The organism is Comamonas terrae, from assembly GCF_001544075.1.
In the GTDB taxonomy this organism is placed as follows: domain Bacteria; phylum Pseudomonadota; class Gammaproteobacteria; order Burkholderiales; family Burkholderiaceae_C; genus Comamonas; species Comamonas terrae.
Map to the genome: position 1 here is coordinate 88,936 of NZ_BCNT01000008.1, position 20,930 is coordinate 109,865.

General features: G+C 65.5%; 19 protein-coding genes. 10 read left to right on the forward strand and 9 right to left on the reverse strand.

Annotated features, from left to right (window positions below; genetic code table 11):
- Window positions 1-117: 117 nt before the first annotated feature.
- Complete coding sequence (locus Cte04_RS13250; protein ID WP_066478286.1) at window positions 118-720, reverse strand: isochorismatase family protein; 603 nt, start codon at window positions 718-720, stop codon at window positions 118-120.
- A 335-nt stretch (window positions 721-1,055) separates the two neighbouring features.
- Between Cte04_RS13250 and Cte04_RS13255 the strand changes: the two genes are divergently transcribed.
- The 6 genes from Cte04_RS13255 (at window position 1,056) to Cte04_RS13280 (ending at window position 6,410) form a co-directional block, all read left to right on the forward strand.
- The gene (locus tag Cte04_RS13255) at window positions 1,056-1,679 is read left to right on the forward strand and encodes a C40 family peptidase (protein ID WP_066478289.1); all 624 of its coding nucleotides are present in this window, start codon (window positions 1,056-1,058) and stop codon (window positions 1,677-1,679) included.
- 213 nt (window positions 1,680-1,892) lie between these two features.
- Window positions 1,893-2,141 carry a GlsB/YeaQ/YmgE family stress response membrane protein gene (locus Cte04_RS13260; protein ID WP_066478291.1) on the forward strand — a complete coding sequence of 83 codons (249 nt, stop codon included), beginning with the start codon at window positions 1,893-1,895 and terminating at the stop codon, window positions 2,139-2,141.
- A 126-nt stretch (window positions 2,142-2,267) separates the two neighbouring features.
- Entirely contained in the window at window positions 2,268-2,957 is a 690-nt protein-coding gene (locus Cte04_RS13265; RefSeq protein ID WP_066478294.1) for a hypothetical protein, read from the forward strand.
- 32 nt (window positions 2,958-2,989) lie between these two features.
- Complete coding sequence (locus Cte04_RS13270) at window positions 2,990-3,475, forward strand: EVE domain-containing protein (RefSeq protein WP_066478776.1); 486 nt, start codon at window positions 2,990-2,992, stop codon at window positions 3,473-3,475.
- A gap of 279 nt (window positions 3,476-3,754) precedes the next feature.
- Window positions 3,755-5,176: an APC family permease gene (locus tag Cte04_RS13275; protein ID WP_083526658.1), complete on the forward strand. Its 1,422-nt coding sequence runs from the start codon at window positions 3,755-3,757 to the stop codon at window positions 5,174-5,176.
- A gap of 160 nt (window positions 5,177-5,336) precedes the next feature.
- Window positions 5,337-6,410: an FUSC family protein gene (locus Cte04_RS13280; protein WP_245633370.1), complete on the forward strand. Its 1,074-nt coding sequence runs from the start codon at window positions 5,337-5,339 to the stop codon at window positions 6,408-6,410.
- Window positions 6,411-6,477: 67 nt separating this feature from the next.
- Here the strand turns inward: Cte04_RS13280 and Cte04_RS13285 are convergent, their stop codons facing one another.
- The gene (locus tag Cte04_RS13285; protein ID WP_066478304.1) at window positions 6,478-8,226 is read right to left on the reverse strand and encodes an amidohydrolase; all 1,749 of its coding nucleotides are present in this window, start codon (window positions 8,224-8,226) and stop codon (window positions 6,478-6,480) included.
- Between the two features lie 94 nt (window positions 8,227-8,320).
- The gene (locus Cte04_RS13290; RefSeq protein ID WP_066478308.1) at window positions 8,321-9,571 is read right to left on the reverse strand and encodes an MFS transporter; all 1,251 of its coding nucleotides are present in this window, start codon (window positions 9,569-9,571) and stop codon (window positions 8,321-8,323) included.
- 138 nt (window positions 9,572-9,709) lie between these two features.
- Here Cte04_RS13290 and chrA point away from each other — a divergent pair, with 138 nt between their 5' ends.
- Window positions 9,710-10,927 (forward strand): chromate efflux transporter, encoded by a 1,218-nt coding sequence (chrA, locus tag Cte04_RS13295; RefSeq protein WP_066478310.1) that lies wholly within the window; start codon window positions 9,710-9,712, stop codon window positions 10,925-10,927.
- 1 nt (window position 10,928) lies between these two features.
- Here chrA and Cte04_RS13300 read toward each other — a convergent pair whose 3' ends face one another.
- Entirely contained in the window at window positions 10,929-11,783 is an 855-nt protein-coding gene (locus Cte04_RS13300) for an aldo/keto reductase (RefSeq protein ID WP_066478312.1), read from the reverse strand.
- A gap of 370 nt (window positions 11,784-12,153) precedes the next feature.
- Between Cte04_RS13300 and Cte04_RS13305 the strand changes: the two genes are divergently transcribed.
- The 3 genes from Cte04_RS13305 (at window position 12,154) to Cte04_RS13315 (ending at window position 14,417) form a co-directional block, all read left to right on the forward strand.
- Window positions 12,154-13,005, forward strand: a complete 852-nt coding sequence (locus Cte04_RS13305; protein WP_066478314.1) for a DUF2167 domain-containing protein — start codon at window positions 12,154-12,156, stop codon at window positions 13,003-13,005.
- Window positions 13,006-13,117: 112 nt separating this feature from the next.
- Window positions 13,118-13,891 carry a hypothetical protein gene (locus tag Cte04_RS13310; RefSeq protein ID WP_066478316.1) on the forward strand — a complete coding sequence of 258 codons (774 nt, stop codon included), beginning with the start codon at window positions 13,118-13,120 and terminating at the stop codon, window positions 13,889-13,891.
- 211 nt (window positions 13,892-14,102) lie between these two features.
- A complete protein-coding gene (locus Cte04_RS13315) occupies window positions 14,103-14,417 on the forward strand; it encodes a DUF2322 family protein (RefSeq protein WP_066478319.1) in 315 nt (104 codons plus the stop codon).
- A gap of 183 nt (window positions 14,418-14,600) precedes the next feature.
- Here Cte04_RS13315 and Cte04_RS13320 read toward each other — a convergent pair whose 3' ends face one another.
- From Cte04_RS13320 to aceF, 5 genes are all read right to left on the reverse strand, one after another.
- Window positions 14,601-15,872 (reverse strand): type II toxin-antitoxin system HipA family toxin, encoded by a 1,272-nt coding sequence (locus tag Cte04_RS13320; RefSeq protein ID WP_066478323.1) that lies wholly within the window; start codon window positions 15,870-15,872, stop codon window positions 14,601-14,603.
- Window positions 15,862-16,143 (reverse strand): type II toxin-antitoxin system RelB family anti-toxin, encoded by a 282-nt coding sequence (locus Cte04_RS13325; protein WP_066478326.1) that lies wholly within the window; start codon window positions 16,141-16,143, stop codon window positions 15,862-15,864. The genes Cte04_RS13320 and Cte04_RS13325 overlap by 11 nt, the downstream gene beginning before the upstream one ends.
- Window positions 16,144-16,304: 161 nt before the next feature.
- A complete protein-coding gene (gene lpdA, locus Cte04_RS13330) occupies window positions 16,305-18,146 on the reverse strand; it encodes a dihydrolipoyl dehydrogenase (RefSeq protein ID WP_066478327.1) in 1,842 nt (613 codons plus the stop codon).
- Window positions 18,147-18,240: 94 nt separating this feature from the next.
- Window positions 18,241-19,116, reverse strand: a complete 876-nt coding sequence (locus tag Cte04_RS13335; RefSeq protein ID WP_066478328.1) for a hypothetical protein — start codon at window positions 19,114-19,116, stop codon at window positions 18,241-18,243.
- A gap of 127 nt (window positions 19,117-19,243) precedes the next feature.
- Complete coding sequence (aceF, locus tag Cte04_RS13340; protein WP_066478329.1) at window positions 19,244-20,923, reverse strand: dihydrolipoyllysine-residue acetyltransferase; 1,680 nt, start codon at window positions 20,921-20,923, stop codon at window positions 19,244-19,246.
- Window positions 20,924-20,930 lie beyond the last annotated feature (7 nt).

Consider the following 20,930-nt stretch of genomic DNA (forward strand, 5'->3'; position numbering starts at 1 on the left):
GGCTTGGCTCCCGGCCCGTCCGCACAGGAACACAAGATACAAAAAAAGCACCCGAAGGTGCTTTCTGTTTGCTGATCGGCCCGTGTCGGCCCCGCAGGCCATACATGGGCCATGCCTTCATTTGATCAGCGTCAGCATGTCCTTGAAATCCGGATGCTCGCAGCTGCGCAGCCACTCGAACAGCACCATCTCGGTGGTCACCAGTTCGGCGCCGGCCCCGGCCAGGCGGTCGAAGGCCGCGTCGCGGTTGCGCTCTGTGCGCGAGCCGCAGGCATCCGTCACCACCCACACGTCGAACTCGTCCTCCAGCAGCTCCAGCGCCGTCTGCAGCAGGCAGACATGGGTCTCGCAGCCCGCAATCACCACCATGTTGCGCTCGGGTGCCTGCTGCTGGGGCTTTTGCAGATGCTTGGGCAGGCTGCGTGCATTGCCGCCCTGGGGCTTGGCCGGTGGGCGCAGCCATTCGCCCAGTCCTTCGGGCACGGCACTGAAGTACATCTTCTCGAGCGTCTTGCGGCACAGGGCCTTGAGTTCGGCGTTGTTGGCACCCAGGCGCGAGGGATTCTGCTCCGTGCCCCACACGGGCACTTCCAGCAACTGGGCCATCTTGGCGAGCTTGATGGCATTGCCCAGGGCCAGCGGGCCTTCGTGGATCACGGGCATGAGCTTGTCCTGGTAGTCCACCAGGACGAGTTGCGACTCGGATGCTTCCAATAGCATGGCTGATTCTTTCGGGAGGTAGGGCTTGCGAAGGCCGGCAGCCGGCCTCTGCAATTCCATGGATCTGTGGACAGGCCGGGCGCGACAGCCCGGCAGCAATCGCCTATTGTCGCAGCTGTCGCCCGCCACGGACGCCTGCGCGGCGCGCCCTTTTGGAGCGCCTGCGCTGTAGGAGCCGGGCCCACATGTTCGGCCGACTACAACTTTGTTTTTGCTAGCTGCTGTCGCTTGCGGGACTTGGTTCAGCCCCGTATTTGCCGAGAAACCAAAAACCTGCAGGGTTCGGGGGATTTATCAGCCCTGTCCTACAAAAAAACCTGCTACCCTCTCGCCCCATGTCTCGATGGCTCATTGCTCTATTGTTCGTCAGCGTCACCGCCCACGCCGCACCCGGCGAGCCTCGTGACGACGACTCTGCCCAGTTGCTGGTCAACCGCGGCCTTATCACCCAGCTGCGCGAAGCGCGCCACGCCGTTGCCGAGCGGACTTCCGACTTTGTCCGCGAAGCCCGCCAGAACGTGGCCGAGAAAACCTCGGATCTGGTCGTCACGGCCATGGGCTTCCTCGGGGTGCCCTACCGCTTTGGCGGCAACAATGCCGAGACCGGCTTCGACTGCAGCGGCTTCGTGCGCGCCATCTACTCGCAAACCGTGGGCAAGATGCTGCCCCGCCGTGCCGAGGAACAGGCCCAGGTCGCCCAGCACATCGACCGCAACGAGCTCAAGCCCGGCGATCTGGTGTTCTTCAACACCATGCGCCGCGCCTTCAGCCATGTGGGCATCTACGTGGGCGAAGGCAAGTTCATCCACGCTCCCCGCACCGGCGCCAGCGTGCGCGTGGAAAGCATGCAGACTGCCTACTGGGCCCGCCGCTTCGACGGAGCCCGCCGTGTGGAAGGCGCCGAAGGCGCGGACACGGCCACTGCCGCATTGAGCATGGCGGCCTCTGCCCAGCAGTAAACCTGCAGCGGACACCTTCCCGAAAAAGCCTGCAGCCGCAGGCTTTTTTGTTTTGGCAAACGCCGTACTTTAGGTTGCCGGAAGCCAGCCCGAAAGATCCCTGCAAGAATCAGGCCCGCATACACGTGCACAAAGCGTGGTGTCCGACAGGAGGCCGGAAGGGGCAAACCTAGAGTCGTTTCATCGCACTGACTCCTGAAGGAAATACCCGCCATGTCCATCATAGGCACACTCTTCATCGGCCTCATCGTGGGCCTGATCGCGCGCGCCATCAAGCCGGGCAATGACAGCATGGGCTGGATCATGACCATCCTGCTGGGGGTCGCCGGTTCCTTCGTCGCCACCTACATCGGTGTCGCCCTCAACTGGTACCAGGCCGGCGAGTCCGCGGGCTGGATCGCCTCGGTCATCGGTGCCGTGGTATTGCTGCTGATCTACAACGCAGTGCGCAGCAAAACCTGATTGCAGGCATTCCGCACTTCTTCTTTCCGGCGCACTGGTCCATGATCGGTGCGTCGGCCCCGCCCCTTGCCCTGCAGCGCCGTCACCGTCGCACCGTTTTCCCCCTGATTTCCCCGCTGGATCTCTATGTGGCCTCGCAAGTCCGAACCCACTTCCCCCATCCCTTCGGTACATAGCGGCCGCCAGGATGTCGCCCAGGCCGCCGAGCGCGCGCGCAGCCTGCTCAAGAAGCGCGCCCTGATCGGCGCGGCCGCCAGCTCTCTGCCCATTCCGGGGCTGGACTGGGCGGTCGATGCCGCGCTGCTCGCACGCCTGCTGCCGCGCATCAACAAGGAATTCGGCCTGACCCCCGAGCAGCTCGACGAACTCAGCCCCGGCAAGCGCGAGCAGGTGCAGAAGGCCGTGGCCATGGTCGGCTCGGTGGTGATCGGCAAGTTCATCACGCGCGACGTGGTCATGCGCCTGGCGCGCGTGGCCGGCATGCGCATGACGACCAGGCAGGCCGCGCGCTATGTGCCGCTGGCAGGCCAGGTGGCCGCCGCCGCCCTGGGCTATGCCACCTTGCGCTACCTGGGCGAGCGCCATATCCAGGACTGCATCCGCGTGGTCGAGCATGCCGAGCTCGACATTCCCGCCCGCCTGCGCCGTGCCGCGCATACCGTCAAGCGCAGCAGCGCCGACCTCGACGACACCTGGGAACATCTGCGCGACCGCGTCACGCCTTCCGATCCAGGCGCCAGGCCGCCGCGCAACTGGCAACTGCCCGATCGCGGCCCCTGGGGCCGCCGCAAGCGCTCCGACGACCCGGCGCTTTAAGGCGCAACGCAAGCACGGCTATGATCTCCGCCATGCCTGCCTCCCAAGACACACGCCGCTTCTGGCTCATGAAGAACGAGCCCGACGAATATTCGATAGACCATGCGCTGAGCGCCCCCGATGCCACCATTGCGTGGAACGGCGTGCGCAACTATCAGGCCCGCAATTTCATGCGCGACGACATGCAGGTGGGCGACGGCGTGCTGTACTGGCATTCGAGCTGCGCCGAGCCGGGCATCTACGGCATTGCGCGCATTGCAGGCAATCTGCGCGTGGACCCTTCGCAATTCGACCCGGCCGACCCCTACTACGATCCCAAATCCTCACCCGACAAGCCACGCTGGCTGACGCTGGATGTACAGGCGCTGCGCAAGACGCGCCCGCTGCTGATCGCGGAGCTGCGCGAGCAGCCTGCACTGGCCCACATGCGCGTGCTGCAAAAAGGCAACCGCCTGTCCATCACGCCGGTCAGCACCGAGGAGTGGCAGGTGATCGAAGGCCTGCTCCAGGGCCGCTGACCGAAGACGGACTGCTCTTGCCCGCTTAGTCCGTCGCAGCTGCAGGCATTTGCGGCAGGCCAAGCCCGATTCCGGGCCAGCCACGATAATTGCGGGTTTTTCGCCGGCAGGACGGGCACCGCGCGCCTATTTGCAGACCGCGGCCCTGCACCTATCGCCATCTTCTGCCAGGCGGATCCGGGTTCGGAAGATTCACGACACCGTGGCACGCTGCGTGGCCGGCATCGCCACGCATCTCTCGTTTCAGGCCGGCTTGTCCGGCCTTTGTTCTTGCAAAGGATGAATGCATTGACCGACTGCGCGCCTGCCTCCGCGAACGCTCGTCCGGCCCCCTCTCCCGTGCGCCTGCAAAAGACGCTGCTGCTGTGGCATGTGGTCATCATCGGCCTGGCCTATATCCAGCCCATGACGCTGCTGGACACCTTCGGCATGGTCTCGCGCGATTCGCTGCAGCATGTGCCCACCTCCTACTTCGTGGCGCTGCTGGCCGTGCTGCTGACCTCGCTGAGCTACGGCCACATGATCCGCCGCTATCCGTCCTCGGGCTCGGCCTACACCTATGCGCAAAAGGCCATCCACCCCAATGTGGGCTTCATGGTGGGCTGGTCCTCGCTGCTGGACTATCTGCTCTCGCCCATGGTCAACATTCTGCTGGCCAGAATCTACCTCACGGCCATCTTTCCCGAGGTCAACCACTGGGTCTGGATCGTCGGGCTGACGGCGCTGATGGTGGGCGTAAACCTGCGCGGCATCCGCTTCGTGGCCAATCTCAACGGGCTCATCGTCTTTTTCCAGCTGCTGGTCATTGCCATCTTCACCTTCATGGTCTGGCACCAGCTCCGGGCGGGCCAGAACGCCCTGGGGGCCATTGCCGAAAGCGGCGGCCACGGCCTGTGGAGCCTTGCGCCGTTCTGGAGCAGCCAGGCGGACATCGGCGCCCTGATAACGGGCGCAACCATTCTGTGCTTTTCCTTCACCGGCTTCGACTCGCTCAGTTCGCTGGCCGAGGAAACCCGCAACACCGAGAGCACACTGCCCAAGGCCATCTTCCTCACGGCCCTGATCTCCGGGCTGATCTTCATCGCCGCCACCTATTTCCTGCAGCTGTACTTTCCCGGCGATCCCCGGCAGTACTTCAAGGCCGTGGACGAAACCCAGCCCGAAATCCTCTACCTGGTCGGCGGCGCGCTGTTCCAGTCCGTGGTGCTGGCCTTTGCCATCGTGACGGTGATGGCCTCGGGCATTGCCGCCCATGCCGGCGTCTCGCGCCTGATGTATGTGATGGGGCGCGACGGCGTGATCCACAAGCGCTTCTTCGGCCATATCAGTCCCAGATCCTTCACGCCGTCGTACAACATCCTGCTGGTGGGCGCCGTGGCCCTGACCGCCGGTTTCCTGAGCCTGGAATACGTGGTGGCGCTGATCAGCTTCGGTGCGCTCACGGCCTTCAGCTTCGTGAATCTCTCGGTGATGGCCGAATACGTCTGGCGCCAGGGCCGCTGGCGCACGCTGCGCGATGTGCTCCGCTACGTTGTCACGCCGGTTCTGGGCTTTGTCAGCGTGGGAGCCATGTGGCTCGAGGTGGAACCCACCTCGCTGATCTCGGGCCTGGTCTGGGGCACGCTGGGACTGTGCTATCTGGGCATCGTCACAGGGGGCTTTCGCAGCGCGGCGCCCCAGTACCGCGAGGAGATCGGGTAAGGGCTGGCCCGCGAAAACAGGTGCAGGCGCTGGCCGGCCATGCGCCGTGCGCCTGTGTTTTCGCAGGCTGTGAGATCGGCGGATCCGCCTTACAGCCATGCCCCGCCAGCCGTAATACGATGCTGGGCACGCAATCCTGCCTGCCCACCGGAGACCTTGCGTGCGCTGGACTTCCCCGATCTCGCTGGCGTGGCGACGTGCCCGCACCACCCTGCCCTCGCGCGCTCGCCTGGCCATGCGCGATGCCGTCGCCGCCGCGCTGGCCTGTTCGCTGTCGTGGATACTGGCCCAGCGCCTGTGGAACCATCCCCGGCCCGCGTTTGCCGTGGTCACGGCCGTGATCTGCCTGGCGCCCGGCCTGCCCAGCCATCTCAAGCAGGCGCGCAATCTGCTGGTCGGCTGCACGCTGGGCATCGTCATCGGCGATCTGGTCTGGCAGCTGCCATCCCAGCATCCTCTGTTGCTGCTCAGCCTGGCCACCTTTCTGTCCATCCTGCTCGGGGCCGCCATCGGGCCCGCGCCCGTGGTTCCCATCCAGGCCGGCGTATCCGTGGTGCTGGTGCTGGTCATGGGCCCCGGCATGGCCGGCGGCGCGCGCCTGCTGGATGTGCTGGTCGGGGCCAGCGTGGGACTGCTGTGCAGCCAGGTGCTGTTCACCTCCGATCCCATCAAGGACATGGGCCGCACGGCCTCCACCTTCCTCAAGCAGCTGGCCAACGGTCTGGAGCTGACGCTGAACGCCTGCGAACAGGCCCAACCGGCGGCAGCCGAAACCGCCATGGGCCAGCTCTCGCTGGCACAGGAATCGCTGGCGGCCCTGCGCGCAGCCGTGGGCCAGGCCCACAGTTCCCGGCGCTGGTCGCTGCGCGGCCGACTCAATGCGGACCGGCTGGCCTTTGTCGCGCGCCGCTACGACCGCCATGCGGTGCGCCTGTACGCCACCTGCCTGCTGCTGGCCGAAAGCCTCAACCGCGGCCTTTCCCATACCCAGGCCCCGCCGCCGGCCGGGCTGCTCGGCTATTGCCGCTGGCTGGTCGCCAGCTGCATCCATCTGGCCGAGCAGGACACCGTCGTGGCGCTCAAGGCCGACGACCCGCTGGCCTTCATGCCGCCACGCCCCTCCGAAATCACCGAGGGCTCGAGCGGCCTGGCACCCGAATGGGCGCTGGCGCGGGACAATGCCCAGTTGCTTGAAAACGCGCTGCGTGCACTGATCGGCTCGCGCGATGCGTAAGCCTCAGCTCAAAACGGGCTGCAGCGCATTCTGCAAAAGCGCCGGACGTTCCCCTATCGGGAGCACCTCAAGCATTGGCGCGGTAGACGCTGCGCCCCTGCTTGATGGTCTCCAGCACCTGGATCGATGCCAGCTTGTGGCGCTCCACCGTCATGGGGTTGTCCGAGAGAACGACGAGGTCGGCCAGCTTGCCCGGCTCGATCGATCCCTTGCGGTCTTCCTCGAAATGCTGGTAGGCCGACCAGAGGGTCTGCGCCTGCAGCGCAGTCCAGGGCGATACCCGGTGCTCGGGCCCCAGCACCCTGCCCGAACGGGTGGTGCGGTTCACCGTGGCATCGAGAACCCGAATGGAGGACGGCAGCGCCACCGGTGCATCGTGGTGCGAGGTGAAGCGCAGGCCCGCCTCCAGCACCCAGCCCGTGGGCGAGATGTTCTGCGCGCGCGGATCGCCCAGCACGGAATCGCGGTGCCAGTCGCCCCAGTAGAAGGTGTGCATGGGAAACAGCGACGGGAAGATGCCCAGTTCCTTGAGCATTGATACCTGGTCCCGCCGCAACGTCTGGCCATGGATGAGCACCGGCCGCATGTCCCGGGCCCTGACTTGCGGCCCCGCGGCCCGTACTGCGCCGATGAACTGGTCGATGGCCGCATCCCCGTTCGCATGCACCAGGATCTGCCAGCCATGCTCCACTGCCCTGGCCACCGCCGCATGCGCCTGGGCATCGCTGAGCACGCCATAGCCTTTGTAGCCCGGCGGCTGCCCGGCCGGAGGCACCCGATACGGCTGGGTCAGCCAGGCCGTCTTGCCCTGGGGCGAGCCGTCCAGCGTGAGCTTGACGCCGCCGATGCGCAAACGGTTCTTGTATGTGCGGCCATAGTACGCTCCGGTCATGAAAGCGCCTTCGCCCAGCTGCAGGATGTCCGGGTAGGACACCACATCCACCAGCAGCCTGCCGCGTTCCGCGGCGGCAATGGCCGTGGCCACGGCCTGCGGGTCGGCCCGCCCGTCCTGCACCGTGGTGTAGCCGTACTGCAGATATAGCTGCTGCGCCTGCTCCAGCCAGCCTACCGCCTGCTCGGTGGTGAGCCGGGGCATGAGGCGGCCCAGGGTCCGGAAAAAGGCATTCTCCTCCAGCACGCCATCGGGTTCGCGGCTGCCGGCCTGGCGCCGAATCACGCCGCCTTCGGGGTCCGGCGTCCCGGCCGTGATGCCCGCCCGCGCCAGCGCCACCGAGTTCAAGGCGCCGAAGTGCCCCGACTGATGGATGGCCACCACGGGCAGCTGCATCGACACCTGGTCCAGATCCTCGCGCGTGGGATGGCGCCTTTCCTCCAGCTGCGAGTCGTCGTAGCCAAAACCGAACACCATGCCCAGCTGCGCCGGCTCCTTCGACTCCCGCAGGTAGCGGCGAAAGGTCTGCTGAAGCCCGGCGATGGAGGAATTGTCGCCATCGGGCGGCGGCAGCAGATTGGCCGAAATGGCCTGCAGGCCCACACCGCCCAGGTGGCTGTGCGGATCCACGAAACCCGGAATCAGCGTCCGTCCCTGCAGGTCCACCATGCGCGTCGCCGGGCCGCGCAGTCCGAAGACGGCCTCCCGCCTGCCCACGGCCCGGATCACGCCGCCCGCCACGGCCACGGCCTCGACCTGGGGCTGCGCATCGTTCATGGTCAGGATCGGGCCGCCGAAGTAGATGGCATCCGCTGTGCCATTGCCGGCACCGGTGGCGCAGGCGCCCAGAAGTGCCGACACCGGCAAGGCTGCGCGGCTGGCGCCCGATGCGGCGACGGTCATCAGAAACTGGCGTTTGTGCATGGAAGTCTCCCGGTTTCACAACCCGTCCAGCCTAACCGCAAACCGGGAAAACCCGCCTGGCCGTCTTCAGAGGCAGATCAAAACCTCTTCGAAATCAGGGGGCAGGTGCGGAGCGCATGAGCCAGATCCGCTGCACGCCCAGGGCCAGCAGCCAGCCCGCCGCGCACATCAGGCCCGTAACGGCCCAGGTCCACTGCCAGCCGCCCATGAGGGTGGCCACGGCCGCCACGGCGGGCGGGCCGGCAAACTGGCCCACGCAGGACCATTGCTGCATGAAGCCCACCGTGGTGGATACCGTGTTCTGGCTGGGCGCCAGATGCACGGCCGAGGTGAACAAGGTGCCGGGAATCAGGCCACCGGCTGCCGAAAACACCATCACGGCTGTAAAGCGCAGCCACAGCGGCGCCAGGGGCTGCCCATCGAACTGCACATAAGCCAGCAGCGCGCTCAGGCCCATGAGAACAAAGCCCGTCTGCAGCGAACGCCGCACCGGCCAGCCGCGCTGCAGCAGCCGGCCCGAGGCGATGTTGCCCACCATATTGGCCGCTGCCACCAGCGCCGTGAGCATGCCGGCCAGCCTGGTGCCCATGCCGGCCTGCGCATACATGGTGGGCAGAAAGCCGATGACGCCCATCCACTGGCCCGAGTACACGGCAAAGCTCAAAGCCACCAGCCAGGGGCCGGGGCTGCGCAGCGTCAGTGCCAGGCGCGGACGCCACCCCACGCCTGCCCCGGCATGCGCAGGCTCGCCCCCTGCCCGCGGATCGGCCGGCACCCCGCGCCAGACGGCCAGCGCCGCGCACAGGGAAACGGCGCCCAATAGCAACCACCAGCTCTGCCATGACGCGGCCTGCAGCACCCAGGGCCCGAGCAGCAGCCCCAGCGCGCTGCCAAGCGGCATGTAGGTCCCCCACCATCCCATGCGCGCGCTGAGCTCGCGGGCCGCTACGTGGCGGCGTATCAGCCCAGGCCCCGGCATGGCCACCAGCAGAAAACCCAGGCCTTCCAGCGCGCGCAATCCCAGCAATCCCCCAAAACCCGTTGCTGCAGCCCCCAGCATGCTGGAGAGCCCCACCAATGCCAACCCCCACAGCATGCTGCGCCGCAGCCCCCAGCGGTCCGCACCCAGGCCGACCGCCAGGCCCAGCAACATACCGGCCACCTGCACGGTGGAGAGCAGGAATCCTGCCTGCACCAGGGATATGCCCAGCTCGCGCTGCAGCGCGGCGACGGCTGGCGGCAGCTTGCCCACATGCAGGGCCACGCTCACGCCGGCCCCCACCACGATCCATGAGGGATTCAACCCGTTCTTCGGCCCTGTTTCCCGTCCTGTTTCCTTCACCATTTTCCTTGCAGCGCCTTGGTTGTAGCTGATATGTCAATCACTTGAAGCATAGGGCAAACGGGCGGCCGGTTCGCCAGCATTTTGTGCCCGGCATATTTGGGCACACTAGCGGGCACTGTCCAACAACCCGACACCCACATGCCAGAGCCCGTTTCTTCTGCGCCAGCACCCCGGCATCGCCTTGGCGAGGTCGGCCTGGCCTTTCTCAAGCTGGGGCTGACCTCGTTCGGCGGGCCGATCGCCCATCTCGGCTACTTCCGCTCGGAATTCGTCGAGCGCCGCCGCTGGCTCGGCGATGCGCAATACGCCGACCTGGTCGCGCTGTGCCAGTTCCTCCCCGGCCCGGCCAGCAGCCAGGTGGGCATGGCCCTGGGCATGCTGCGCGCGGGCTGGGGCGGCGCATTGCTGGCCTGGCTGGCATTCACGCTGCCCTCGGCCCTGCTGCTGCTGGCCCTGGCACTGGGCGCGGCCGGCAGCGCGCACTGGCTGACGCCCGGCGTGCTGCACGGCCTCAAGATCGTGGCCGTGGCCGTGGTCACCCAGGCGGTTCACGGCATGGGCAAGAACCTGTGCCCCGACCGGCCGCGCGCCGGCCTGGCCGTGCTGTGCGCCGCCCTGCTGTTGCTGTGGCCCGGGGCCTGGACACAGGGCGCCGTCATCGCCGCAGCGGCCGCGACGGGCTATTGCCTGCTGCCGCCCCCGGCCGTGACGGCCCGGACCGCATCGATCGATTTCGGTATTTCCAGAACAGCCGGAGCCGTGCTGCTGACGCTGTTTCTGGCCCTGCTCGTGCTGCTGCCCCTGGTGGCCTGGCGGCATCCCTCTCTGCCCGTGCAGGCTGCGGCCGTGTTCTACCAGGCCGGCTCGCTGGTCTTTGGCGGCGGCCATGTGGTGCTGCCCCTGCTGCAGGCCGGAGTCGTGGAGCCCGGCTGGATCGATGCCGACCGCTTCCTGGCCGGCTATGCCGCGGCCCAGGCCGTGCCCGGCCCCTTGTTCACGCTGGCCGCCTATCTGGGCGCCGTGCTGCCGCTGGACGCCGGCCTGCGCGGCTGGCCCGGCGGGCTGCTGGCCCTGGTCTGCATTTTCGTTCCCGCGGCGCTGCTGGTGCTGGGCGCACTGCCATTCTGGGAAAGCCTGCGCGACAACCTGGGCGTGCGCAAGGCGCTGGCCGGCATCAATGCCGCCGTCGTCGGCATTCTGGCGGCAGCCTTGTACGACCCGGTGTGGACCAGCGCCATCCACGGCCGCGCCGACATGGCGCTGGCCCTGCTGTGCTTCGGCCTGCTGGTCTGGGGGCGCGCCGCGCCCATATCCGTGGTGGGCCTGGGCGCGCTGGCGGGAGCGCTGTTCCTCTGACTCAAAGAATATCCAGCGGCTGCTTGCGCCGCGGCGGCGGCGAGGCGGCGTCGATCCGTGCCAGGTCATCGGCATCGAGCTTGAGCGAAAGCGCGGCGGCATTGTCATGGATATGCTCGGCCGACCCGCTTTCGGGAATCGCGATCACCTGTCCGCTGCGCATCGCCCATGCCAGGGCCACGGCCGTGCCGCCGACGCCGTGCCTGTCGCCGATCTCGGCCAGCAGCGGGTCGCCGATCAGGTCGCTGTGGCCCAGCGGGCAATAGGCCATCACGCCCACGCCGTGCTCCCTGCACCAGGGCAGCAGGTCGTACTCGATGCCGCGGCTTTGCACGTTGTAGAGCACCTGGTTGACCACGCAGTTGCGGCCCTGGGGAATGCGCCACAGCTCCTGCATGTCATCGGTGTCGAAATTGGAAACACCCCAGTGCCTGATCTTGCCTTCGGCCTTGAGCTCCTCGAATGCAGCCACCGTCTCGGCCAGCGGGGTGCTGCCGCGCCAATGCAGCAGATACAGGTCTATGCACCTGACGCCCAGGCGCTGGCGGCTGGCCTCGAAGGCACGCACCACGCCGCGGCGGCTGGCGTTGTGGGGCAGCACCTTGCTCACCAGAAAGGGCTGCCCGCTGCCTGGGGGCAGCTGGCGCAGCGCATCGCCGATCAATTCTTCCGACAGGCCATCGCCATACATTTCGGCCGTGTCGATCACGCTCAGGCCCAGCTGCACGCCGGCAATCAGCGCCTGCATTTCGGTATCCCAGTCACGACGCCCCTGGCCCAGATGCCAGGAGCCCAGGCCCAGATGCGCGCGCCCTTCGAGGAACGGCAGCGGCGAGGATTCGTTGGTGGTGGACATAGCAATCTCCATGGAGGCGGCCCGGCTCTGCACATTTCAAGCCTTTGGGGTCGTGCGGCCCATTGTGCAAGCGGTGGCAGCTATCAATATTGCGAATCGGTCAGCAGTGTTTCAGCCAAAGCCCGTGCGGCTGGCCCCTTCCTGCCCATTTCGCGCCCGGCATCGGATCTGCGGCGCCCAGCGCCAACTGGCGAAAAGCGCCTACAGGGACGCCATGATTATTTGCTTTGCCAACCACTTTCGGGCCGCGTTCTGCGTTTATAAATCGCGCACCAGTCCTGTGTCAGGCCGGTACAGCCAGGCGCCAGGCGCGCCTGCGGCCTTGCCGCGGCACAACGCATACCAACTCATAACAACGGGGAAAATCACCATGTTCAAATCCATCGCAGCCGCGATTGTGGGCCTTTCCATGTCTTTCGGCCTCTGGGCCCAGAATGACGACAGCCAGCAGCTGCCCGAGCAGATCAAGGCCTTGCACTGGATCGACAAGGGCGAAGGCGAGATTGCCGGCAAGGCCAGCGTGAAGATTCCTGCCGGCTATGCCTTTCTGGGCGAGCAGGACACCTCCAAGCTGCTGCAGATGTATGGCAACCCGCCGACCAGCGAGCATTTTCTGATCGCGCCCAGGTCGCTGGACTGGTTCGCCGTGTTCTCGTTCGACGAGACCGGCTATATCAAGGACGACGAGAAGATCGACGCGGCGGCGCTGCTCAAGTCCATGCAGGCCGGCGACGAGGCCGGCAACAAGGAGCGCAAGAAGCTGGGCCTGGAAGCGCTGTACACCGAAGGCTGGCAGGTGCCGCCCCACTACGACGAAGGCACGCGCCGTCTGGAATGGGGCTTGCGCCTGCGCGATGAGTCGGGCCAGCGCAATGTGAACTACACCTCGCGCATCCTGGGCCGCACCGGCGTGATGAGCGCCACCCTGGTCTCCGATACCGAGGCTCTGGCCAAGAACACCGACGAATTCAAGAAGGTGCTGACGGGATTCAGCTACAACAGCGGCCTGGCCTACTCCGAATTCAAGAACGGCGACAAGCTGGCCACCATCGGCCTGGGTGCGCTGGTGCTGGGCGGAGCCGCGGCCGTGGCCACCAAGAAAGGCCTGTGGGCCGTGATCGGCGGCTTCCTGGCCGGCGCCTGGAAACTGATTGCCGCCGCCTTCGTGGCGCTGTTCGCCGGCATCGGCAAGTTCTTCAAGCGCGACAAGAACGCCGCATAAGTCCCGCCTGCACCGCAGCTTCCGGCCCCGCGCATCGCTAAGATCGCGGGGTTTGCCTTTTCCGCCCCTTGGTTCAGCGGGGCAGCCTCTTCATTGCGAAAGTCCGATTGCCGTGTATTTCACCGTGAGCGCGGAGGCGCAGATTCTTCTGGCGATCTGCATTTTCTACCTGTACGACGCCGCCGTGGGCCTGCAGGCCGGCGAAGGCCTGCTGCGCCGTACCCGCAGCAACAGCTGGCGTGCGCAACTGGCCACGCAGGGCTTCGAGCTGCGCCGCGCCTATCTGCTGTGGCCGCCCGTGCTGCAGCCACACCAGCCTGTCTACCGGCTGCGCTGGAACCCGGGCCATATCCGGCTGCCGGACGAATCCCCGGCCGTGCAGGAACTGGCCCGGCATGCCGCCAGCTTTGCGCCCTTTGTCCTGCCGCTGTACCTCCTGGCACTGCTTCTGTTCGGCGCACTGCCGGCCTCCTTCTTCGTCTTGCATTCGGAGACGGCGCAGCTTGTGGCGCTGGCGCTGATCTACCTGAGTACCCTGTGGCTGGCCCTGCTCTGCGTGCGCCACGGCCGTCTGGGCCATACCGAGGCCCGGACCGCGCGCTCCGTCGCCATCCAGATCCTGCTGTGTCCGCCGTTTGCGCTCAACGCAGTGCGCAAGCTGTCGCTGGCCTGCTCGCCGGCCTGCGATCTGCCCCAGGCCGCCCGGCAGCTGGCAGCCCCCGGCGACTGGCAGGCACTGGCCAAGGCCATGCATGCGACGATTGAAGAACAGATCGCCGAGCTGCACGACAGCGACCATGCCGACGACGCACAGCAGCAGCGCCTGCAGGCTGCCCTCCGCCAGCTGGAACCCCATCTGCCGGCTGGGGATGCCGAGGCACTTTGATCAAATCAGGCTCCAGCGCCCGCCCTACAAGCGCCAGCAGCTATCCAATTGGAAGCAAAAAAGGCAAGCAGCACAGATTCGGCATGCGTTCACCGTCTCCAACCCAGGTATCAGCATCTTGGCATGGGCTGGGGCCATGACGGCCGGTTCGATAACTGAACCGCCGGCATCCCCCACAATAAGCGCTTTTCGTTTTACAAGCCTGAACACCATGGCCTTTGCTGACAACCTGCGCGCACTGCCGCCCATTGCCCATATCGCCGAACTGCAGCTGATAGACACGGACGGCCAGCTCGCCGCCACCATTCCGAACACCCCGGGCAAGGCCGGTTCGGTCACGGTCTACAACGCCCTTGCGGCCAAGCACGGCAGCATCAACGCCGCCGCGGCCCAGGAAGGCCTGGAGCTTTTTGCCGAGCACACCGAAGATGCCAGGGCCCACCCCGGATCCCATCCGAATATCGACCGCCTGCTGCAGGTCATTGCCACAGGCAAGGGCTACGAGGTCAAGGTGATTGCGGCTTGAGCCAAGTCTCGGCTCTTTGCGTCCGCCACCTTGGCGGATTGCGTGGTCGCTGATCCGAGGTTTCCAGGAAAAGGTGAATATTTACCGATCAGGAAATATTCACTCTTGAGTGCCTCTTTGACTAAAAAAATTCCCGATCAGGAATTTTTTTGCAAGAAGTCCTTTGGGTAACTTTGTTGCAGATCAGGCGTTTAATTCGCCAGTCGCCAGCCGCTTCGCCGTCAAGGCGCAGCGTTGCTCAATGAGCCCGGCAATCTGCTCGACCACCGCATTGCCCGCAAAACCGTGCTGCGGGGCTCCCTGCAGCTGCCGCGCGACCAGGGGCAGCTCCTTTGCGAAGGTCTGCAGACGCTTTCGGGTTGCGGCCTTGGCCAACCCGGCACTTTCTGCAAACTGCTCCCAGTGGCGAGCCTCCACCTCGCTGAATTTGTATTTGCTGCCGATTTTCATCGCCATCCTGGGCGTCAGCGTCGGGTAGATCGCCGTCGAAAGCAGGTCGTAAAACGGTGCCAGCACGGGAGACTTGCCCCCATAGAGCAGTGAAAAGTTCTTGCCGTGCGCATCATGGTTGCCGATCAGGGCATTGAAGATCACGCCATCCAGCAGCCTCAGCACCTGCGGCGCGCTGGGACGGGTCACACCACGCAGCAGTGCAAAGCACTGCCCCAAGTCCGGGCCCCCCTCGTTCTGATATTTCATCTCGGGCGCCACGCCCAACGCCTGGCAAAAGTCTTCCTGATGCAGGCGCTGGCGCAACCCTGCATCATTCAGGGCCCTGTCATAGCGCTCCACCAGCAGAAAGGAACGGCCCCGCACCTGGTGGATACGGGCTTGCGCCGGGCGCAGCCCCATCGCTTCGGCCAGCAGCATGCAAAAGCCCTCATTGGCCACGCTGTCCTCCACCGCATGGATGGGGGGTTTCAAGATATGCGAACTGGGTGCGCCGTTGCGCGGCAGGCCAAAGCGCCGGCCGTCGAAAACCACGGGCAGCTTGTCCTGCGCCCCGGCCAGTGACAGCCGCAACCCGTCATCTCCGGCCAGCATGGGGCGGCGCGGCAGCTCATCCAGCAAAGCGAGCAGTCTGTCATCGCCGAGCCACTCCACATCGTCAACCGCGCCAATCCGAGGCGACGCATACCCCGGCTCCAGAAAAGTCACGGCTCCCGCGCATTCGCCGCCGATATGGTCCAGCAGCGCGAAATCGTTCTGGCCCGACACCTGAAACTGCCGGGCAATCAGCCTGCGCATCTGCCCTTCGGGCAGCAATCCCGCAAAGAAAGGCCGAGTCTGGTGGTCGTCAAACGACTGGGCCTGCAAGGGCAGAGATTGGGACAAGGCGGTAGCCTGCGGCAACGCCAACCAGTCGGGCGCATAGGTAAAGCTCAGCCGCCCGTTCACCAGCGACAGACTGCCGACGCGCCGTTCAAACAGCCAGACTTCCAGTTCATACGCCATGGCCCCTCCTTTCCTCAACCGCGGCGGCTCGTTCTGCAGTGCCTTCAGGCGCAGCAACCGGCAAGCCAGCCAGCTGCAACTCCCCCCCCAGTGCATCAATCACGCGCAGCACATGTTCCAGCCGCACCGTCGGCTTGCCTGACTCCAGATCCACAATAAAACGCGTGCCCACCCCGGCTGCCAGCGCCAGTTGCGGCTGAGTCAGCCCCAGTTGTTTGCGGGCCGTGCGCAGGGCTGTGCCCAGTTGGTCTGCCGTATGGATGGTGGTCATATGTGATCGGAGATGAAAATTCCCGTTCGGGAAATTATGTAAGCAGACACGGCGGAAAGCAATCATATTTCCCGATCAGGAAATCAACCGGCACAGGCAGCCATTTCAAACGAAAAAAGGCAGCCCGAAGGCTGCCTTTGCTTCAGCAAGCGTTGAAACGCTTACTTGCGTGCCGGAGGCACGTCCGTGCAGGAACCGTGCGCCACTTCAGCGGCCATGCCGATGCTCTCGCCCAGGGTCGGGTGGGGATGGATGGTCTTGCCGATGTCCACGGTGTCGGCCCCCATCTCGATGGCCAGGGCGATCTCGCCGATCATGTCGCCCGCATGCGTGCCGACGATACCGCCGCCCAGGATGCGGCCATGGCCGTGGGCTTCCGGCGAATCGTCGAACAGCAGCTTGGTGAAGCCTTCGTCGCGGCCATTGGCGATGGCGCGGCCGGAAGCAGCCCAGGGGAACAGGCCCTTCTTGACCTTGATGCCCTGCGCCTTGGCCTGGTCCTCGGTCAGGCCCACCCAGGCCACTTCGGGGTCGGTATAGGCCACGCTGGGGATCACGCGGGCGTTGAAGGCGGCCGAGGCCAGCTCCTTGTTGCCTTGCAGTTCACCGGCGATGACTTCGGCAGCCACGTGCGCTTCGTGCACGGCCTTGTGTGCCAGCATGGGCTGGCCCACGATGTCGCCGATCGCGAAGATGTGGGGCACGTTGGTGCGCATCTGGATGTCGACGTTGATGAAGCCACGGTCGGTCACGGCCACGCCGGCCGCCTCGGCACCGATCTTCTTGCCGTTGGGCGTGCGTCCCACGGCCTGCAGTACCAGGTCGTAAGTCTGCGGCTCGGGCACGGTGACGCCATCCTTGGCAGGCTCGAACGTGACCTTGATGCCTTCGGGCGTGGCTTCGGCACCCACGGTCTTGGTGTTGACCATGATGTTGTCGAAGCGCGGCGCGTTCATCTTCTGCCAGACCTTGACCAGGTCGCGATCGGCGCCCTGCATCAGGCCGTCCATCATTTCCACCACGTCCAGGCGTGCGCCCAGCGTGCTGTAGACGGTGCCCATCTCCAGGCCGATGATGCCGCCGCCCAGGATCAGCATGCGCTTGGGCACGCTCTTGAGGGCCAGGGCACCGGTCGAGTCGACGATGCGCTCGTCCTTGGGCAGGAAAGGCAGGTGCACGGCCTCGGAGCCCGCAGCGATGATGGCCTTCTTGAACTGCACGACCTTCTTGGTGCCGGTCTTTTCCTGGCCGTCGCCGGAGGTTTCCTGCACTTCGATGTGGTTGGCGCTCACGAAGTTGCCGTAGCCGCGCACGATGGTGACCTTGCGCATCTTGGCCATCTGGCCCAGGCCGCCGGTCAGCTTGCCGATGACCTTCTCCTTGTGGCCACGCAGCGTGTCGATGGACACTTCGGGCGCGCCGAACTTGATGCCGGCCACTTCCAGGTGCTTGACCTCGTCCATGACGGCGGCCACGTGCAGCAGCGCCTTGGAGGGAATGCAGCCCACGTTCAGGCACACGCCGCCCAGCGTCTTGTAGCGCTCGACCAGCACGACCTTCAGGCCCAGGTCCGCCGCGCGGAAGGCGGCGGAGTAGCCGCCAGGGCCGCCGCCGAGCACCACCACGTCGCAGTCTTCATCCACCTGGCCGCTGTAGTTGCCGGCGACAGGCGCTGCGACAGGTGCCGCCACGGCGGGCGTCTGTGCAGGAGCGGCCGCAGGTGCAGGAGCTGCAGCGGCCGGAGCCGGTGCTGCAGCGCCTGCATCGGAGGCTTCCAGTGCGAGGATCACCGAACCTTCACTGACCTTGTCGCCGATCTTGACCTTGATCTCCTTGACCACGCCGGCGTGGCTCGAAGGAATTTCCATGGAGGCCTTGTCGCTCTCCACGGTGATCAGGGACTGGTCCACGGCCACGGTGTCACCGGGCTGCACCAGCAGTTCGATCACGCCCACTTCGGCGAAGTCGCCGATGTCGGGCACCTTGATATCGATGAGGCTCATATGCGCTCCTATCTTGGTTTTTGTCTCTGCGCCGCCCGATTCGCTCGGGCAGCTGAAAACGGTATTTCCGGGTTGAAGCCTGGCGGCTGACGCCTTAGCTCCAGTCAAAAGTCAGCAATACAGTACGGCTTTCAGGCTCGTAGAAAAGCAGGGTTTCGGTGCCGGTTGCGGCAAACGCATCGGCATTGGCACTGCAGATGAACTCGAAATGCGCGCCGGTTTCGGGGTGGATGGGGTGAATGCCATCGTCCGTGCCGATGTCGCTCAGCAGCTCATTCGTCAGATTGCTCCAGTTGCCGCCCCAGGAAGGGCCGCCCAGCACGCCGAGCAGATATCGCCCGGAACTGGTTTCGTAGCAATCGGTGCCTGGCTCATACAGTGGCAGCTTGGCAACTTCAGCGGGGTCGTCCCACTCGTTCGCAGCATTCCAGCCATGGGCCAGAAAGTCCCGCCTGGCCTGCTCATATGCCGCGTGCTGGGTTGCGTAATGCAACTCCATCACATCGCGCCATGAGTACTTGGCCTCGTGGTGCAGTTCGAACGGTGGCTCCACGCCCAGTTTGACCAGTTCACGATGCTGGGTGCGCACCTCGCGCCAGTCGAGCGATTTTTCCGCCCAGTCGGCCCTATCCTGCTCCAGCATGAAGTAGCGCCAGTCGCCCAGCAGCTCGTACTTGCCTTGTTCGTTGAGCTTGAAAGCCAGCCAGTCAGGCTTGAGCAGCGCGTTGCCAAACTCCTCGCCCCCCCATTCCCCGACTTGCCCTTCGTAGGGCTCGCAGGGGGCGACAAGATGAATAGGCCCGCTCCAGGCATCGTCGAGCAAGGCCAGGTCGATGGTGACCAGCGGCAGAAAATGCCGCGCGTACTTCTCGACCGGCTCGGCGAAGACGTCAGCCGCATCCGGAAAAGGCCGGATACCGGGAATGACGCCACGCAGATGCTCGATGGGATGCTGTCTCAGGTTCTTCATCTCACTCATGTCGCTAAAGGGCTGGCAAGGTGAAGCGCAATGCATCTAAAAAGATAGCTGCTTGCGCAGTTCAGATAAGCGCTACAGGCCGATTTCACTAAAAATCGGCCTGCCTGTCAGCCGCTTCTTAGAGCAGGATGCGGCGGAAATCCGCCAGGATCTGGCCGAGGTAGGCGTTGAAGCGCGCGGCAGCGGCACCGTCGATCACGCGGTGATCCCAGGTCAGCGACAGCGGCAGCATCAGGCGCGGCTGGAAGGCCTTGCCGTCCCACACGGGCTCGATGTTGGAGCGGCACACGCCCAGGATGGCCACTTCGGGCGCATTGATGATGGGCGTGAAGTAGCGCCCGCCGATGCCGCCCAGCGACGAGATGGTGAAGGTGGCGCCGGTCATGTCGGCCGGGCCGAGCTTGCCGTCGCGGGCCTTCTTCGCCAGTTCGCCCATTTCCTGGCTGATCTGCAGCACGCCCTTCTTGTCGGCGTCCTTGATGACGGGAACGACCAGGCCGTTGGGCGTATCGGCCGCGAAGCCGATGTGGTAGTACTGCTTGTAGATCAGCGCATCGCCGTCCAGCGAGCTGTTGAACTCGGGGAACTTCTTGAGCGCGGCCACGCAGGCCTTGATCAGGAAGGCCAGCATCGTGACCTTGATGCCGCTCTTTTCGTTCTCCTTGTTGGTGGAGACGCGGAAGGCTTCGAGATCGGTGATGTCGGCGTCGTCATGGTTGGTGACGGCCGGAATCATGATCGCGTTGCGCGTCAGGTTCGCGCCGCTGATCTTCTTGATCCGCGACAGCTCCTTGCGTTCGATGGGGCCGAACTTGGCGAAGTCGACCTTGGGCCAGGGCAGCAGGTCCAGGCCGACGCCGGAACCGCCCGACTTCGGAGCAGCGGCCTGCTGCGCCAGCGTCTGCACGGCACCTGCCATCACCGACTTGGTGAAGGCCTGCACGTCCTCCTGGGTGATGCGGCCCTTGTTGCCCGAGCCCTTGACCTCGGCCAGCGGCACGCCCAGTTCGCGGGCGAACTTGCGCACGGAAGGCGATGCGTAAGGCAGGCTGCCGGTAGGTGCCACGGTGGGATTGTGCGCAGGCATGGCAGCCGGCGCAGCCACTGGGGCAGCAGCCGGTGCGGCTGTGGCCACGGGAGCTGCCACCGCAGCAGCGGGGGCGGCAGCCGGAGCAGCCGCAGGGGCCGCCGCCTGTGCGGGCGCAGCGCCCTGCACGCTCATCTGGCCGACGACGTCGCCCACGTTGACCTTGTCGCCGATCTTGATGCTCAGGGCCGTGATGGTGCCGGCAGCGGGGGACGGAATCTCCATCGATGCCTTGTCGGACTCCACGGTGAACAGCGACTGCTCGGCCGTCACGGTATCGCCCGCCTTGACCAGGATCTCGATGACGGCCACGTCCTTGAAGTCGCCGATATCGGGCACCTTGATGTCCAGCGTGCTGGCTGCCGCGGGAGCAGCGGCCGCAGGAGCGGCGGCTGCCACAGGGGCTGCGGCGGTAGCCGGTGCAGCGGCCGCAGGGGCAGGAGCTGCGGCCGGCGCGGGAGCCGCTGCCGTGTCGGCGGTTTCCACCACGGCGATCACCGTGCCTTCGGCCACTTTGTCGCCCAGGTTGACCTTGAGCTCCTTGAGCACGCCGGCATGGCTGGAGGGAATCTCCATGGAGGCCTTGTCGGACTCCACGGTAATCAGCGACTGCTCGACCTTGATGGTGTCACCCACCTTGACCAGCACTTCGATCACGCCGACTTCGGCGAAGTCACCGATGTCGGGGACTTTGATTTCTGTCAATGCCATATTGAAT

Coding starts and splice junctions, on each gene's coding strand:
- Cte04_RS13275 (WP_083526658.1), top strand. CDS start 3,755: ATGAATGCATTGACCGACTGCGCGCCTGCCTCCGCGAACGCTCGTCCG.
- aceF (WP_066478329.1), bottom strand. CDS start 20,923: ATGGCATTGACAGAAATCAAAGTCCCCGACATCGGTGACTTCGCCGAA.
- Cte04_RS13305 (WP_066478314.1), top strand. CDS start 12,154: ATGTTCAAATCCATCGCAGCCGCGATTGTGGGCCTTTCCATGTCTTTC.
- Cte04_RS13255 (WP_066478289.1), top strand. CDS start 1,056: ATGTCTCGATGGCTCATTGCTCTATTGTTCGTCAGCGTCACCGCCCAC.
- Cte04_RS13320 (WP_066478323.1), bottom strand. CDS start 15,872: ATGGCGTATGAACTGGAAGTCTGGCTGTTTGAACGGCGCGTCGGCAGT.
- Cte04_RS13270 (WP_066478776.1), top strand. CDS start 2,990: ATGCCTGCCTCCCAAGACACACGCCGCTTCTGGCTCATGAAGAACGAG.
- Cte04_RS13335 (WP_066478328.1), bottom strand. CDS start 19,116: ATGAAGAACCTGAGACAGCATCCCATCGAGCATCTGCGTGGCGTCATT.
- Cte04_RS13250 (WP_066478286.1), bottom strand. CDS start 720: ATGCTATTGGAAGCATCCGAGTCGCAACTCGTCCTGGTGGACTACCAG.
- Cte04_RS13260 (WP_066478291.1), top strand. CDS start 1,893: ATGTCCATCATAGGCACACTCTTCATCGGCCTCATCGTGGGCCTGATC.
- chrA (WP_066478310.1), top strand. CDS start 9,710: ATGCCAGAGCCCGTTTCTTCTGCGCCAGCACCCCGGCATCGCCTTGGC.
- Cte04_RS13325 (WP_066478326.1), bottom strand. CDS start 16,143: ATGACCACCATCCATACGGCAGACCAACTGGGCACAGCCCTGCGCACG.
- Cte04_RS13290 (WP_066478308.1), bottom strand. CDS start 9,571: ATGGTGAAGGAAACAGGACGGGAAACAGGGCCGAAGAACGGGTTGAAT.
- Cte04_RS13265 (WP_066478294.1), top strand. CDS start 2,268: ATGTGGCCTCGCAAGTCCGAACCCACTTCCCCCATCCCTTCGGTACAT.
- Cte04_RS13285 (WP_066478304.1), bottom strand. CDS start 8,226: ATGCACAAACGCCAGTTTCTGATGACCGTCGCCGCATCGGGCGCCAGC.
- Cte04_RS13315 (WP_066478319.1), top strand. CDS start 14,103: ATGGCCTTTGCTGACAACCTGCGCGCACTGCCGCCCATTGCCCATATC.
- Cte04_RS13300 (WP_066478312.1), bottom strand. CDS start 11,783: ATGTCCACCACCAACGAATCCTCGCCGCTGCCGTTCCTCGAAGGGCGC.
- lpdA (WP_066478327.1), bottom strand. CDS start 18,146: ATGAGCCTCATCGATATCAAGGTGCCCGACATCGGCGACTTCGCCGAA.